Here is a 14,365-nt window from a genome sequence, read left to right as displayed (position 1 = left end):
GAATGAAAAAAATGCGGCGTATGATCGATATTGGCATTATTGCTGTATTAGTGGTTGCAGCGATCGTGCTGTTAACAGCTTCTCTTGGCAGCCGTAAACCGAATGACCTCAGTATCCCGGTGGAATCATTCGAATTTATCAATCAGGAAAGCCAGCCCTTTGGATTGGCTGATCTAGAAGACAAAGTGTGGGTCGCCCACTTTATGTTTACGAACTGCTCCACCGTATGTCCGACTTTAACAGCGAACATGGCCAAGCTGCAAAGAGAGCTGCAGGCAGCTGGATTGCAGGCCGAACTGGTGTCCTTCACGGTCGATCCTGAGAAGGACACCCCCGAAGCTTTAAAGAAGTATATCGGCAAATTTACGGATGACTTCGATAACTGGCATGCTTTAACGGGCTATTCATTTGAAGAGATGCAAGCCTTCGGGCAGCAAAGCTTCAAGAGCGCAATTCAGAAGGACGCGATTGGAGATCAAGTGATTCATGGAATTTCGTTCTATTTGGTCGATCGCTCGGGAACGATCGTCACAAGATACGATGGCCAGGAGCCGCCGTATAGTAAAATAATTAAGGACATTAAAGCGCTATCCCGCTAATATTTTCCCCTTGAAACGTACATACATGAAAGCTCCTGCTGCGCAGAAGAACAAAATCGTCTCCAGCAGGAAGCCGACCAAGCTTATAGGCCCATCATTCCACCAACTGGACAATGAATGAATAAGATACATCGCTCCGATCAAAACTAACGTATCGAGGATCAGGTAGGGGACGAATTTCAGCGCGCTGACGAATTTGATTTTTAGAGCATAATAGTTCCATAGAGAAGACAGGATCTCCATAACAAGGATGCCAAGTGCCGCCCCGATATAACCGAATCCCGGGATCGCGATGAGCACATATTGAATGATGATGGAACAGATAATGCCAATCAGTAATCCGAAAAAGGTAATTTTTTTAATGTCCTGTGACCAGAGGATGCTGGTGGACAGTTCCCGAAAGCCGACGATGACGGGCAGAATAGCTAAATACTGAATAGGCTTTGCTGCCTCGGACGTGTTGAAAATAAATAGGGAAAGCTCAGAGGCGTACACATACATGTATATAGCAGATGATAGTCCCCACAACCAGGCAGCTTCCAATGAAAGAGAGAACAGCTTGTGGAATTGGGGCCATAGCTTCCGCTGCCAATAGTTAGCCATCCGAATCGTTACTGTATGGCTAAGGGCTTGAGTAACAAGTGTAGGCGTATAGACGATAATTGCTGCCATCCCCGTAATTACGCCGTACATTGCAGTCGCTTGTGAAGTGTCATAGCCGGCTGCCTTCAGTCTGCCCGGAATAAGGATAGCATCGATGAAATCAGAAGCCGGGATCAGCAGGCGAGTCAGTGAAATGATGAAGGAAGCTTTGAATAGCCAGCCGAAGGGCAGTTTGTGTGCAGGGAGCGGAGTGATGGGATGTTTTCGTTGATCTGCAGACACATATATCGTCAGTAAAGTGAAGGAAATAAGCGCGCCGATGAAAGTAGCGAGGACCCCGCCGCCTACCGCTATATCAATGCCTTGGGATAATAGATAACCGGCAATAAGCAGCATAGCAAAAATCCGGCTCCCCTGCTCTATTACCTCGGAAACTGCAATAATATTAAAGCGTTCAAGCCCCTGTAAGTAGCCTCGTAACAAGCCGAGTAACGGAGCAGCAAAGATGGCGGGCGCCAGGCTCCGCAAAGCGTATTGCAAGCCCGGATTTCCTAAAACGATGGAAAGGGCGGAAGCATTCCAGAATACAACCAGACTTAATATGCCCCCAAGCATCATAGCGATCAGGGACAACGATTTAAAAAAATGCCAACCAAGCCAAGGCTTTTTTGCCGTAATAATAGCCAAGGCGGTTGGCAGCCCTCCAAAGATCATAAGCAGCAGGCCGTAAAAGGAATACGCCATTTGATACAGACCGATTCCCTCGGCACCTACCAATCTGGTTAAGATGACTCGTCCGATCAGTCCGATCAGCTTCACAACAGCCATCGCACCGGCTCGAATCGCAGATTGCTTTACCAGGCGGGATGATTTCATATTGCCTCCAGCATAAAGGTCATTGTCTTTCAATTCTTTATTGTATGACGCAAATTTGCCGTTATGCTGACAAGCTAATAAATCATGCCATGGACTAATCTTTAATGTGAATCAATAAGTATTTGGTATATTTATCCCATCCTAGATCGAAAGGTACGCGGTAACGGTCAGCAGAATGTGAATTGACAAGCGGATAGCCGTAATCGTCAAAGCCGACGACAACTGAGAAGTGGTCTACATCGCTGCCGCTGATGATATACCCTATCAAATCTCCTGGCTGAATATGTGCGATGGCTCCGTCCGGATATTTGGATGAGGGGTCGACAATTTGGTTAAAGTCCCCTTTGGCCAGCAGCTTTCCGTATCCGGAATACAGGAGGAAATTGTGGAAGGAATCCGTTCGAATCCAGGCTTCGCTTCCTCCTTTTTTATAGAAATAACGCCAAGCACCGGTCATCGGCAAACCGCCGCCTTCTTGTTCATCGCCAATGACCTGGGAGGTAAAGTTTGTGCAATCTCCTCCCTGCCCGGAATAGTTCGCATATTTTCGGTTATAGCGATGATCATTGCCTGCTCCCCAAGCTGTGCCTGCGTATTTATTCGCGTATTGTACTGCACGTGCCCGCCGGTATCTTTTGCCGTCCACAACTTTTTGCTGATAGGAAACAGACGGTGAAATCCCATCCGGGGTAACTGCTATTTTATTGGGGTTTTCCTCAAGCGGATCCAAATACCACTCTTTGTTGACCTTCCATTCGTTGTTTATTTTTTTTAAGGTTAAAAAATGGGTAGTTCCAATGCCGAACCATTGAACAGGTACTATTTTATTCATATAGGTATAGCTGACTTTCAGTGAATGAACTAAAGATACCTTGGCTGTATCCTTTGAAACGTTCAGGCGCACGATACGAATTTTGCTCTCTGCCTTTACCAGCTTGATTGCCCGTTTCGACGCCCATTCATTCAAATAATTCGTGCGATTCCGTTCATTTCGGAGAGCATATTTGCTTATGTTTGTGCTGCTCGCATATAGGCTCTCCAGGCGATCAGTGTCCCGATTGACGAGAATTTGGGCTCTCTGCTGAAAAAGCTCCTCGAGAAAGGTTCTAACCTCTTGCTCGTGCTTTTCATCATCAGCAGCAATAGTTTCGTTAAAAGAAAGCAAAGTCAGGCAAATGGCCAATGTGGCACTCACAATTTTATGGGTTAAGTTCATAATTCACCATCCAGCTTGGCAAATACAATCAGTCTTTGCTCATGCTCCTTTTTTTTCCTACTGTATTTTCCAGTACAGGTTACTAAATTGAGCATTGGAACGTCTGTTTCTCCAAACACTTTGTCTACAGGTGCCTCCGCCGTGCGATAAGCTTCCACGGATTGCACAATATAGGTCAACTGACGCCGTTTCTGATTGCGAACGACAATTTGGTCGCCAGTCTTTAATTTTTTTAAATTAAAAAAAACAGCCGGGCCAGTATAGCTGTCCACATGACCGTCCATAACCATATTGCCCCGTTCTCCCGCGATAACCCCGGGGTGTAATAACCCTACGAGATTTGTATGTTTGGGAACGTCCATTTGCCCATTCGGCAGTACCCCGACCGGTTCCACCTTAGCCTTTACCTTTACAGCGGGAATTATGAGCTCTGTAGGCATAAACGGCTCGGGCGGTTCACGTTTGATTTCCTGGGGAATATCATCAGGATCAATATTGATCTGTAGTGGCGGTGATGGAGCAGATCCGGATTGTTGATTTGGTATTGTATTCTCTTTCACTGGTTTAGATGACGTACATCCCGCACTCATAGCAGCAAAAACGAAAAGCAGGAGAATGTATGGCCATTTTTTTATCATAATAAGAGAGAAAGAGGGGAATGCCCTCTTTCATCCTCCTTCTTATTCTGTTTGCTCGCTTGCGCCGCCAAATCCAGTTTTCGGCATTTGAGTCGCTTTTGTTTTGATGCCTTTTGCTTTTATGCTTTTCGTGTGAATGCCTTTGTGGTGAGGGGCTTTCTTATGATGCATTTTGTGCGTGGATTTGGTGTGAACTTTATGCTCATGCTTTGCATGAGGTTTTGCCGGAGCAGCCCCTACTGCGGAAGCAGCGGAAAACAACAAACAGGCCGATAAGATAGCAACGGATATTTTTTTCATCATGTACCTCCTTGAATTTTGTATTTCCCCATTGATAGGGTATCCGTTACCCATTTTTCTAAGCTGGGAAATTATACATAATTTGATTTCGAGTTAACATTCCATAGACCATATCGGGGTTTACAATGGCTGCTGTATGGCATATCATGGGGCTATTACAAGGATAGGAAGGAATACGGACATGGACACGACCACTCGATTGATTAAACCTGATGCGATGATTTTTGATATGGACGGTACATTGTTTAAAACGGAGACGCTTCTCATTCCGGTGTATCATCGTTTGTTCGACCAGCTGCGGAAGGAAAATTTGTATGCGGGGGAGACTCCCCCTGAAGAACGGATACTGAGCGGGTTAGGTATGCTGTTGGACGATATTTGGAAAAGAGTGCTGCCGGACCATGATGTAACCGTTCACCGGCGGGCCGACGAACTGCTGCTGGAATTCGAGCTTATCGGTTTAAAGGAGTATGCGACAGAGCTGTATCCGCGTGTGGCGGAGACGCTTGAACAATTGAAGAAGCGCGGAGTGCGCCTCTTTGTAGCCAGTAACGGTCTGGAGCATTATGTAAAAGAGGTAGCGAATACACACGGCATATTCCCGCTGTTTGAAGGCATATATAGCGCCGGAGAGTATCAAACAGCTTCAAAGGTAGATTTGGTGAGGCTGCTGCTGGATAATCATGACGTCACCAGCGCTTGGATGATTGGGGATCGTTCTTCTGATGTGGAAGCGGGGAAAGAGAACGGCCAGACGGTCATCGGCTGTGCCTATGCGGGATTTGGCCAGGGGCAGGAGCTGAGCGGGTCGGATGCGCTCATATCTTCCTTTGATGAATTGATTTCACTTTACGATCAAGCAGCCGAAGTGCCTAAAGTGAACAACCCCGGATAACAAAATAAAAGCGACAGCGCCGGCCGCCCTTCCACTAGGAAGAAGCGGCCTTTTGCTTGTGTATCCAGAGTGCATATTCGAGCGGTCTTACGATGGCGGTACGGTAAGCATCAGAGTCGCCGGATTGGATAAACACCTCCCGGGCCGGCTTGGGGTTTACCTCGAGCACATACACTTTTCCGCTTCGGTCAATGGCCAGATCGAGAGCCAGCTCGCACAGCGCCCCGAAATTCGCTTCCAGTGTTGCGGCAATATCGAGGCTAAGCCGCTCAGCTGTGCTGCGGATTTCAGCCCGTTTCTCTTCATTATGTCCGGCTTGCTTCAGCAGTGTGCTCATCGGCACGGCATGACCGCCCCCATGCAAATTGGAAGTTACGCTGCGCGGGGCACCGACTCTTCCTGCGCATCCGGTAACCGCCCATTGTCCTGCACCGTTCTTCTGAACGAGCATGCGATAATCATGTACCCGTCCGTTAGGAAGTTTGATTTCAATGCCTTGCTGTACAAGATAGCGTTTTTTTGTTTTCCACTGCGTTAAATAAGGGGTTAATCTCGCTCTGTGGACCGTTTGCGGCGGAATGATTTTTCTGTTTAGTCTTCTGCCTTGGATTAAATATTTTTCGGGACCTACCCGGTCGACGCGCAAAATGCCTCTTCCCCCTGTGCCCTGTATCGGTTTAATATACACGCTGGGATGATATCTCAATAGTTTGCTCACATCACCCATATGCTGAAATAAGGCAGTTTCCGGCAAATGGGATTTAAATTTTGACTTACGGGAGAGAAGCTGATGTATCGTCCATTTATCGCGCAGCGGGCGGTTCAAAAATTGAAGGCTTCCATAACGCGCGCGGAACCGGATTAACTGCTCAAAACGCTTGCTCTTCTGAATCCTGCACCTGTCGAAGATGAGATGGGGAAAGCTTCGCCATTTCCGCGACCACTTATTAGTTTTTGGATTATAGTGAAGCCCGTGAATCATTTTCTTCGCTTCAACAACGTCCATCGGTGTAAAAACGAAAACATCTAACCCTATTTTTTGGCCTTCTGTTATCATCTTTTGATAAATATGACGCTCCTCGAGCTGCTTCTTGTTATTCATATACAACGTCAAGATGCCAAGAACAGGTTGTGACAATACATTCACCTTCTTTGTACGAAGTTAGCTTTTAACCTAATTTCATGTAATATCAGGTACTAGTTCTTGGGATGTTGAAACAAATACTGACTGTATTGAAAAATACGATCAAGTGACTTTTTACGAATTTGAGGTTCGTCGAATTTCATCGGTTTAGAGTTGGCTTCAAAAAACCACATATCTCCGTTCGTATCGATGCCAAGATCCATCGACATTTCCCCTAGCAGATGCCCGGAGCCCTTCTCAATTTGCTTGGCGATCAGCACGGCGTTGGATTTCAAACGGTTCATAATGATCGTTGTCATTTCGCTGCCAAATACAGGGTTCAGCAGCTTCTCAGGCGACTCAATACTGCCTCCCTGCGGCACATGAGTAGTAATTCGTTTCAGTCCGGCGAGACGTGCACCTACTCCGGTGACCATCCACACGCCTTTTCCTGTTTTTTGTACTAAAACACGCAGATCGAAAATACGATCCTTGTATGAAACCAGCTGGATTCCTTCCTGCATGATATAAGGAGCATTCGCCGTCTCGCTCTTTATCCGTCTCCAAAGTGCATTAAGCCTGTCAGTGCGGTAGACGATATTTCTGTATTTTCGTCCCTGGATCGTTAGGCGGAAGGGTTTATCCTGCTCGGGCTCGTATTGAAGCAGCATTATTCCTTTGCCCGCTTTGCCGCTTTCAGGCTTTAGATAGAGCCGTTCATAGATCTGCAGCATGGCGTAAAGATTTTGAGGCCCGCTCATTCTTTTGGTGGCCGGGACGAGCGCTTTGGTAGAACGGTTTTTCCGTAACCATTCGAACAGCTTGCGTTTATTAAAGAAGAAGGGGTTATAAATTTGGATGGAATTGTGGCGGATACATTCCTCGATTTTCTTCCGGACACTCGGCTTGCGTTCGTCCTCCCGGAGCGGCACCCGGTTGTAGACAACATCGGGAAGAGGGAACCAATGCCTGTACCAGGTCTTCTCTTCGGCGAGGTATTGATAACCCCTTACTCGTTTGGCAGTTAGCTTTAAATCTTTGGCGGTGACGACATAGACGGGGAAATCCAGGTCTGTTCCCGTATTCACAATATCTTTCAAGTTAGCTTTGTTTCCGCGGAAAAGGCGTTTGGCGTCACCTACGGTCAGTACAGCAACGACAGGTTTTCTATCGGCTAGGAGATGGCTCATCAGCCTTCCCTCCTCCGGAATCTACTGAGATACAAGCAGTGCTCCAGGATATGCTCAACGGATGCCTTGCCCTCCGCTCGGAGATTAGGGTGTTGGAATATCGACCGCCCCGGTTTTGCGTTGGCCTCGAACATCCATATTTTCTCATCCTTATCTATCCCGATGTCGAAGCCGATTTCTCCAATTAAATGCTGGTGATGATACTCTATTGCTTCAGCTAAAGTAATGGCGACACTTTTTGCGCGCCGCAGCACATCATCCCCCCTTGCGCCAAAAGCCCGGCCGAGCGCCTGTTCTGGGGTGAGCAGAGAGCCGCCGTTTTTCAGATGCGTCGTTACGCTGCCTTTACCTGCCTTTTTCGCGCCGATGCCGACGACAACCCAATTGTTTCTGCCGTTTTTATGCATATGAAAACGGAAATCAATCGGACACCCATCGATCTCGATAAGGCGGATGCCCTGCTGGGCAACATAATTACGGAGCGAGCGGCCATGCCTGGCCTGGAGTGTCCGTATAAGACTGCCAAAGGAATTAAAGCGCAGCAGCGCATTTTTTCCTTTATTGCGATAACGGGCATAATAACCGCTTTTCGCTATGTGCGATATCCGGTAGATTCCGTTTCCGAGACTCCCGCTGTTCGGTTTGTAGTAAATAAGTGAGTGACGGTCCAGCAAATCTTTAATTTCCTCAGGGGTTGGACTCATAATCGATTCTGGCACGAAACGGCTCACTCCGGTATCCTTCTCCAGCAGCCTGTAAATGTCGGATTTATTAAAGAAACTCCAGTTGAAGAAGGGGATTTTCCGGCGTGAAAAGCGCTCCCGCAGCTGGTTAATGGAGGAGGTCGTCTCCGCTCTGCGACTCGGTAACCGATTATAGACAACATCGGGAAGAGGTACTTTTTTACGATGGAAACGTCCTGCTTCGTTTAAAAAATATCCATTTACTTTTTCCTGCTCCCAATTAACATCCCGGGGGGTGAATGCAAATATATAGGATTGCTTGCTGCCTTGCTTGAGAAGCTGTTTGATAAATCCCGTTCTGGAGCCAAAAGGATTGTTGGCCGATGAGGTGGGGCCGTCGGACAGCACACCTATCAAGGGGCCGATATGAACTTCCCCGTCCTGGATGTTGCGAAGATATACGGGTCCTGACTTTGGAATTTTAATACCTTTGTGAATGCCCGCAGTAAGATAAAGGTGGTTGCCTGGTTTGTAAATTGGTTTGACTAAAGCGGGTATACGATCTTGACCCAGCCTTAGATGAACCGATTTTTTTCCGGATAGATTCAGGTTCTTCATCAGTGATCCCGACACGTAGACGACCCTTTTGGGCTGCTGCGTGAAATGAACGTTGCAGAAAGTCAAGCTCATGAATTTTTCCTCCTAAAAGTTTTGCGAAGCAAAACTGCTTCGAAAGGCCAGGCTAAAAGTTTTGCGAAGCAAACCCGCTTCGAAAGTCTAGGCTAAAAGTTTTGTGAAGCAAACCGCTTCGAAAATCCAGGCTAAAAAGGATGCAAAGCAAGCTTTCTTAGGTAGGTTCAGGTTTTATGAAGCAGCAAGTATCGGGCGTACTGTATAGGGTTCTCTACGGATTTTCGGGCTCCTTGCATGTCGCCTATACGGAATAGTGACGATCTACCCGGCTTGGAGTTTACTTCCAATATCCACACTTGGCCCGATTGGTCTACCCCAAAATCGATTCCGAGCTCGGCTAACCGGCCAAAGTAGGATTCAAGCTGTTCTGGAATGGCCTGCGACAGGTTGCGAATAATTTTCGCTGCCCTTTGTCCGGTGTGTTCTCCAAGCTCCTTCGTCAAAAAAGGAAGGGCTCTGTGCGCCGTTCCGCCGCCATGCAGATTGGAGGTAAGCGAATGTTTGCGGCCAGCCCGTACAGCCATGCCTGTCATGCTCCAGACGCCATTTTCATTTTTTTGCATCAGTACCCTGACATCGAAGGGTTCGCCCTTTGAATTGTTAAGCAGCAGGTAGGGCTGCAGCAGAAAGGTTTTCGATCCGATAAATTTATGAATCCACTCTAGGCCATCCTGCCGCGAGTAAAATCGCTTGCGGAATAATTGATTGCCGCCGTCCCTGCCAATGAGCAAAAGCCCCTCTCCTAGCCCGGAGTTCACAACTTTGACATACATCGTTCTTTTGCCATGCGTGCCGTTTTGCGGCTTGAGGAATGCTTCTCCCTGATGGAATTTCAGCCATTGGTCCAACTGTCCGGTTGTTTCATACCGGACGGTATGCGGAAGATAAGCGGAGAAAAGGCTATTTTTTTTGAGCGCCTGATAGACGGACCACTTGCCAGCGAGCCCGCGCGTGAGATATACAAAGGGCTGTAATCCGGTCAGCAAATCCATGCAGCGCTGTTTCCGCCGCTGCTGCTTCTTATCGAAAGAAAAGCAGCGGTCATAAATAATATCCGGAGCAGGAAACAACTTCCGTATCCATTTTCCGTTCTCATACGTATATCCAGGGACACCTCTGCGGCTAGGCGTCACCCATGATGGACAGAATACGTATACCGTCAACTTCTGCCGATTCCCTATGTGACACAAGTGGCGGCAAAACGCTGATTCCGAAAAAGGAAGGGGGCCAGTGCTTTCGCCTGCCATAATTCCAACTATTCCATGTGAAGATGAGTTCATTCTAAGTTCCCTCCTGATTAGAAGCCGGACAGAAAGCGAGAATATCCTATCACTTGCTTGACAGAAGGACGTATTTTACTTCCGCCAAGCGGTGTATTATCGTTCTTTGAAGGCTTGGAGTTGACTTCGAGCAGCCAGATACGGCCGTGCTGATCTACAGCGAGGTCAATGCCGAGTTCACCAAAATGAGCGGGAATTTGTGCATCGATGCCCTTCGCGATTTCAAGCGCCGCCTTTTTTAATCGAAAGCTCATTTTTGATTTGATTTTAACTGGCAGTGTGCTGCGCGAAATCGTGTCTTTTAATGTTCGAAGAGAACCGCCCCGTGCCAAGTTTGATACGAAATGCTGATTTCCGGCGATACGGGCAACGATGGATGTGACGCTCCACTTTCCGAACTGATTTTTTTGTACTAACGCGCGAAAATCTACAGGCCGGCGATCCATGACCATCAGTTGAAGTCCTTGCTGGATTTGATAGCGTGTCGTTTTCATTTTGCCGGATAGGGCGGAGAATAATTTGGCAAGGCTTGTATAGTTCTGTTTTTGTGTGCCGCCGACTTGGGCGGTCAATGTCTGATAAGCGCCTCCCTCCAGTCGGGAAATACGAATAATCCCCTTTCCAAGGCTGCCTTTGATCGGCTTCAGGAAGACGATGGGATGTCTTGAACACATCGATTTCAGCATCGCATAATTGCGAAATAAATGAGACTCAGGAAGATACCCTGACAGTGAAGCGTCACGTCCCAGCGCGTCAAACACTTCAGTTTTATCGAGGAATTTTTCGTTGAAAAAATGACTGCCATAGAGGGATTTTACTTCTTTCATGAAATGCTGTACGCTAGGTTTATTCTCCAATTTGCGTGATGTCAGGCGGTTGTAGAACACATTTGCGGCAGGAAGCTCGGTTTGTTTCCAGCCGTCACCATAAACCCATCCCGTTACCTTCGCTGAACTGCTTCCGATATGGGATGGAGTAAAAAAATAAACAAAAATTCCTTTTCGTTGACAAGCATTGGCGAGCTCTTGGCAAAATAAGGTGATCGGGCCGAAAGGTCTGTCCGGAGTATCCGGATAGTCTTGGCTGATCAGTACACCGATAATTGGCCCGAACTGAATGGTGGATGATTGGGGACGATAAATCATTCGCAGTGCTGTTCGAGTCAGTAGCCCCATACTTTTGGCAAGCCCTTGGCTGATCCGGATTCCGTTTAACTTAGATAAGGAAATGACCTTGATCTGTTGCTGGAACGAACCGAAGGAAAGCTGCAGCGGATGATCTGTAGGAATTTTCAATTGTTTGATGAGCATCTCTCCGAGAACGAGACAGTCATCCTCCAGTGAACCCGGATTCATGATTTGTATTGTTATTTTTTTGGAGTGCATGAAGCGGATCTCCTTCCAAGCTTAGGCTCGATGTCTTGGATGCGTCATCGCATATACATGTAATGCATCATATGAGGACATAGAAACCTTGGTGATTAACCCATCTTTGAAATCATCGCATGCACTGCATGGGTAAGCAGCCTGATTCCTGTGTCTGGCATATGGGTGGACGTTTGGAGGCAGATGTTCAGAGTAGAATAAAATGTGATAGCTGCCCATATTATGGGAGGATTGTTTTCAAGAGCTGCATAGGGAGGATTTTAGGATTGGCAGATTGGTTATACATTGTGGTCAGTGTTGCGGTTGCTGCATTCGTTGGCGGAGTTACAAATCATTTCGCGATCAAAATGCTGTTCCATCCAAGGACTCCGGTTATGATCGGTAAACGGCGTCTTCCGTTTACACCGGGTCTTATACCGAAGCGCAGAGACGATATTGCGGAATCTTTAGGAAACGTCGTGTCCGAATACTTAGTCACTGCCGAGGGCTTGCAAGAAATGGTGCTCAGGCCTAAATTTCGCAGTCAGGCTAAGGAGAAACTTACGGGGCTGCTTCATCGTTGGGGAAGCAGCAACAAGACGCTAAAGGAAGCGGTCTTGGCCATTTGGACGGAGGAAGAGTGGGGATCGTTAAAGGGCAAGCTTGCAGGGGCGCTGACGAATTTATCGCAGCATAGCTTCCAGTTCGTGTGGCAGAAGCGCGAATGGGGCAAGGTCCCCCTGAAAAATATCGTGCCAGGTTGGTCCGAGGACAATCGGCAGATATGGAGCCGGGCGGCGGCGGATGCTGTCTTGACAGCAGTGGAAGAGGAACTGCTCTCATCCCAAGGTCAACGTTTGCTGGCAAAAATGGCCGCAGGCCTGATGGACAACGCCGGCGGCTTTATCGGTACGATGGCGGCTCTGTTTATGGATGAGGATAAGCTGGTCCAAAAGATGACCCCCGCTCTTGTGCAAGCCCTGCAGGGGGAGGAGGCTCGGAGCAAAGTCGCTCTAGCGATCAAAGACCGGCTCGAGCTCTATGGCGATAAGCCTGTAGAAGAGCTATTACATGCGTTGATTGGAACTGATCCTGAATACTGGCTTGGCGATAAACTGCAGCAACTTCCGCTGGAGGAATGGATGGCCAAGGCCGAGGAAATCCCCATCGCTTCATTGCTTGCGCCGTGGCGCAGCCAGGCCGAAGCTGCTGTTCCAGCTCTGGTAGACAGATTTCTGAGCCTTGCCGTCAGGATCATTCCGCCGGTAATGCAGGCGATACAGCTGCCGCAGCTAGTAAAGGAGCAGGTTCAGAAATTTCCGGTAGAACGGCTTGAAGAAGTTATTCTGAGCGTATCCGGCAAGGAGTTCCGGGCAATTACATGGCTTGGGGTGCTGCTAGGTGGTATGATTGGATTAATTCAATCGACGATGCTGATATGGATAGGCAAATAATAGGTTTATTAAAGGAGAACTCAACTATGAACATTTATGACAAAGCGCATGATCTGGCCAAAGCCCTTCGAGAAAGTCAAGAGGTATCCGATATTACGGCGGCCATGAAGCTGGTGGATGCGGATCCCGAAAGCAAGCGCATGCTGGATGATTTCCGCCAACAGCAAAATGACGTTCAGCAGCGCATGATGAACGGCGATATGCCGTCACCTGAAGAGATGGAAAAGATGGAAAAGCTATTCGAAGTATTGAGCCTGAATTTGAACATCCGCCGGCTCTTCGACGCGGAGCGCCGTCTTAGTGTCATCATTCAGGATGTAAACAAAATCATCACAGACAGCTTGCAGCATCTGTACGGATCAGAATAAGCTTAGTCAGAGTCTCGTAAATTATTAGTTTGATCCGATTATTTATTCCCGATTTTTAGGTGAATCCTCATATTATTTAAACTCCTTCATAGACTAGAAATATAGATTCGTTTATAGATTCGTGATGAAGGAGATGCAGTAGCATGAAAAACAGTAACATGAAAAAAAGTAACATGAAAACAATGAAGGCACTTGGTCTTATCAAAAAAGAAAAGAAGAGAAACAAATGGAAGCATGCGGCTTATTTCATTCTTGCATTAAGCATGCTTGTATATGCTCTGCCATTTATTTCGGTTCACCCGGGTGCAGGATGGCTATCGTTATTCGGCATCGTATGGGCCGCTTTCGCTTTTTTGGTTGTCGGTGCGCATTTGCACTTTCTGCTTGGCGTCAGCGAAGAAAAGCAGCGGGGACTCGAAGCCGTACGCCGGGCGAAGCTCCGCGAATGGCAGGCCAAGTGGCAGCGGGAGGAATGGCCGGCTGACGGTAAGCAGAGCTGATTTATCTATTTTTATAGAGTTGAATTCATGAGGAACCTCGTCAACGACGGGGTCTTTTTTTGGCTTTAGCCAGTCGAGTGCGTGAAACGCGCGAAACAAAAAACGACCCGCTATGCGGGTGAAGGGATCGAGGGTTTGTCCAACAAGACCATTCCAATACAAACAAAAGACTTAATAGAAATCTTTAGACGCTTATGTAAGTACAAGGGCGTAGAAATTCTGGAAGGTCATATGATGCCGGATCATGTACAGATGCTGGAAGCGATTCCGCCAAAGATATCTGTGTCATCCTATGGGATATTACCCGAAAATTACAGTGAAAGCCCAGGCCTGAAAATAACGCCTATATTGTCCTTCACCCTGCAGAATATTTACAGATTTCTGCATCCTATACTAAGTATTTACGAATGGCCAGGCAGTCACGCTGGAAAACCACGTTTACTTCGGTTTTGGAGAATGTTATTCCTTACAAAGATTGGATTTAGCTATCAGTGACTGTTGTTTGATTCTAGCTATGATGAACGTAAACAAAAGACAGCCCTCCATATTGCTACATCTCGTAGGTTAAAATGGATAGTGTAAC

Annotated in this window: 14 protein-coding genes and 1 pseudogene; 6 read left to right on the top strand and 9 right to left on the bottom strand. The window is 47.4% G+C overall.

Annotated features, from left to right (window positions below; genetic code table 11):
* Nucleotides 1-2 precede the first annotated feature (2 nt).
* Nucleotides 3-599: an SCO family protein gene (locus G358_RS0116355; RefSeq protein ID WP_019638318.1), complete on the top strand. Its 597-nt coding sequence runs from the start codon at nucleotides 3-5 to the stop codon at nucleotides 597-599.
* Here the strand turns inward: G358_RS0116355 and G358_RS0116350 are convergent.
* The 4 genes from G358_RS0116350 to G358_RS0116335 form a co-directional block, all read right to left on the bottom strand.
* Nucleotides 588-2,078: an oligosaccharide flippase family protein gene (locus G358_RS0116350; RefSeq protein WP_019638317.1), complete on the bottom strand. Its 1,491-nt coding sequence runs from the start codon at nucleotides 2,076-2,078 to the stop codon at nucleotides 588-590. The genes G358_RS0116355 and G358_RS0116350 overlap by 12 nt on opposite strands.
* A 94-nt stretch (nucleotides 2,079-2,172) precedes the next feature.
* Nucleotides 2,173-3,294, bottom strand: coding sequence for an amidase domain-containing protein (locus G358_RS0116345; RefSeq protein ID WP_019638316.1), 1,122 nt, complete (start codon nucleotides 3,292-3,294; stop codon nucleotides 2,173-2,175).
* Complete coding sequence (locus tag G358_RS0116340; protein ID WP_169447442.1) at nucleotides 3,291-3,854, bottom strand: class F sortase; 564 nt, start codon at nucleotides 3,852-3,854, stop codon at nucleotides 3,291-3,293. Before G358_RS0116340 ends, G358_RS0116345 begins: the two co-directional genes overlap by 4 nt.
* A gap of 120 nt (nucleotides 3,855-3,974) precedes the next feature.
* The gene (locus tag G358_RS0116335; protein ID WP_240480048.1) at nucleotides 3,975-4,235 is read right to left on the bottom strand and encodes a hypothetical protein; all 261 of its coding nucleotides are present in this window, start codon (nucleotides 4,233-4,235) and stop codon (nucleotides 3,975-3,977) included.
* Between the two features lie 178 nt (nucleotides 4,236-4,413).
* Between G358_RS0116335 and G358_RS0116330 the strand changes: the two genes are divergently transcribed.
* Nucleotides 4,414-5,127 (top strand): HAD family hydrolase, encoded by a 714-nt coding sequence (locus tag G358_RS0116330; protein WP_019638313.1) that lies wholly within the window; start codon nucleotides 4,414-4,416, stop codon nucleotides 5,125-5,127.
* A 34-nt stretch (nucleotides 5,128-5,161) separates the two neighbouring features.
* Here G358_RS0116330 and G358_RS0116325 read toward each other — a convergent pair whose 3' ends face one another.
* From G358_RS0116325 to G358_RS0116305, 5 genes are all read right to left on the bottom strand, one after another.
* Nucleotides 5,162-6,265 carry a YheC/YheD family endospore coat-associated protein gene (locus G358_RS0116325; RefSeq protein WP_019638312.1) on the bottom strand — a complete coding sequence of 368 codons (1,104 nt, stop codon included), beginning with the start codon at nucleotides 6,263-6,265 and terminating at the stop codon, nucleotides 5,162-5,164.
* Between the two features lie 59 nt (nucleotides 6,266-6,324).
* The gene (locus tag G358_RS0116320; RefSeq protein WP_019638311.1) at nucleotides 6,325-7,440 is read right to left on the bottom strand and encodes a YheC/YheD family endospore coat-associated protein; all 1,116 of its coding nucleotides are present in this window, start codon (nucleotides 7,438-7,440) and stop codon (nucleotides 6,325-6,327) included.
* Nucleotides 7,440-8,813 (bottom strand): YheC/YheD family endospore coat-associated protein, encoded by a 1,374-nt coding sequence (locus tag G358_RS0116315; protein ID WP_019638310.1) that lies wholly within the window; start codon nucleotides 8,811-8,813, stop codon nucleotides 7,440-7,442. The genes G358_RS0116320 and G358_RS0116315 overlap by 1 nt, the downstream gene beginning before the upstream one ends.
* Before the next feature lie 167 nt (nucleotides 8,814-8,980).
* Nucleotides 8,981-10,096 (bottom strand): YheC/YheD family endospore coat-associated protein, encoded by a 1,116-nt coding sequence (locus G358_RS0116310; protein WP_019638309.1) that lies wholly within the window; start codon nucleotides 10,094-10,096, stop codon nucleotides 8,981-8,983.
* 17 nt (nucleotides 10,097-10,113) lie between these two features.
* A complete protein-coding gene (locus G358_RS0116305; protein ID WP_019638308.1) occupies nucleotides 10,114-11,481 on the bottom strand; it encodes a YheC/YheD family endospore coat-associated protein in 1,368 nt (455 codons plus the stop codon).
* A gap of 266 nt (nucleotides 11,482-11,747) precedes the next feature.
* On the opposite strand from G358_RS0116305, the gene G358_RS0116300 reads away from it, so the two are divergent.
* The 4 genes and pseudogenes from G358_RS0116300 to G358_RS32390 all read left to right on the top strand — a co-directional run.
* The gene (locus G358_RS0116300; protein ID WP_019638307.1) at nucleotides 11,748-12,914 is read left to right on the top strand and encodes a DUF445 family protein; all 1,167 of its coding nucleotides are present in this window, start codon (nucleotides 11,748-11,750) and stop codon (nucleotides 12,912-12,914) included.
* Nucleotides 12,915-12,940: 26 nt separating this feature from the next.
* A complete protein-coding gene (locus tag G358_RS0116295) occupies nucleotides 12,941-13,282 on the top strand; it encodes a YlbF/YmcA family competence regulator (RefSeq protein ID WP_019638306.1) in 342 nt (113 codons plus the stop codon).
* 143 nt (nucleotides 13,283-13,425) lie between these two features.
* Nucleotides 13,426-13,782 carry a hypothetical protein gene (locus G358_RS0116290; RefSeq protein ID WP_019638305.1) on the top strand — a complete coding sequence of 119 codons (357 nt, stop codon included), beginning with the start codon at nucleotides 13,426-13,428 and terminating at the stop codon, nucleotides 13,780-13,782.
* A gap of 177 nt (nucleotides 13,783-13,959) precedes the next feature.
* A pseudogene (locus G358_RS32390) lies at nucleotides 13,960-14,076 on the top strand (transposase); the annotation flags it as partial.
* Nucleotides 14,077-14,365: the final 289 nt, after the last annotated feature.

The organism is Paenibacillus fonticola DSM 21315 (genome assembly GCF_000381905.1).
Classification (GTDB): domain Bacteria; phylum Bacillota; class Bacilli; order Paenibacillales; family Paenibacillaceae; genus Fontibacillus; species Fontibacillus fonticola.
The sequence above is the reverse complement of the archived record's forward strand: the minus strand, read 5'-3'. Positions and strand labels throughout refer to the sequence as shown.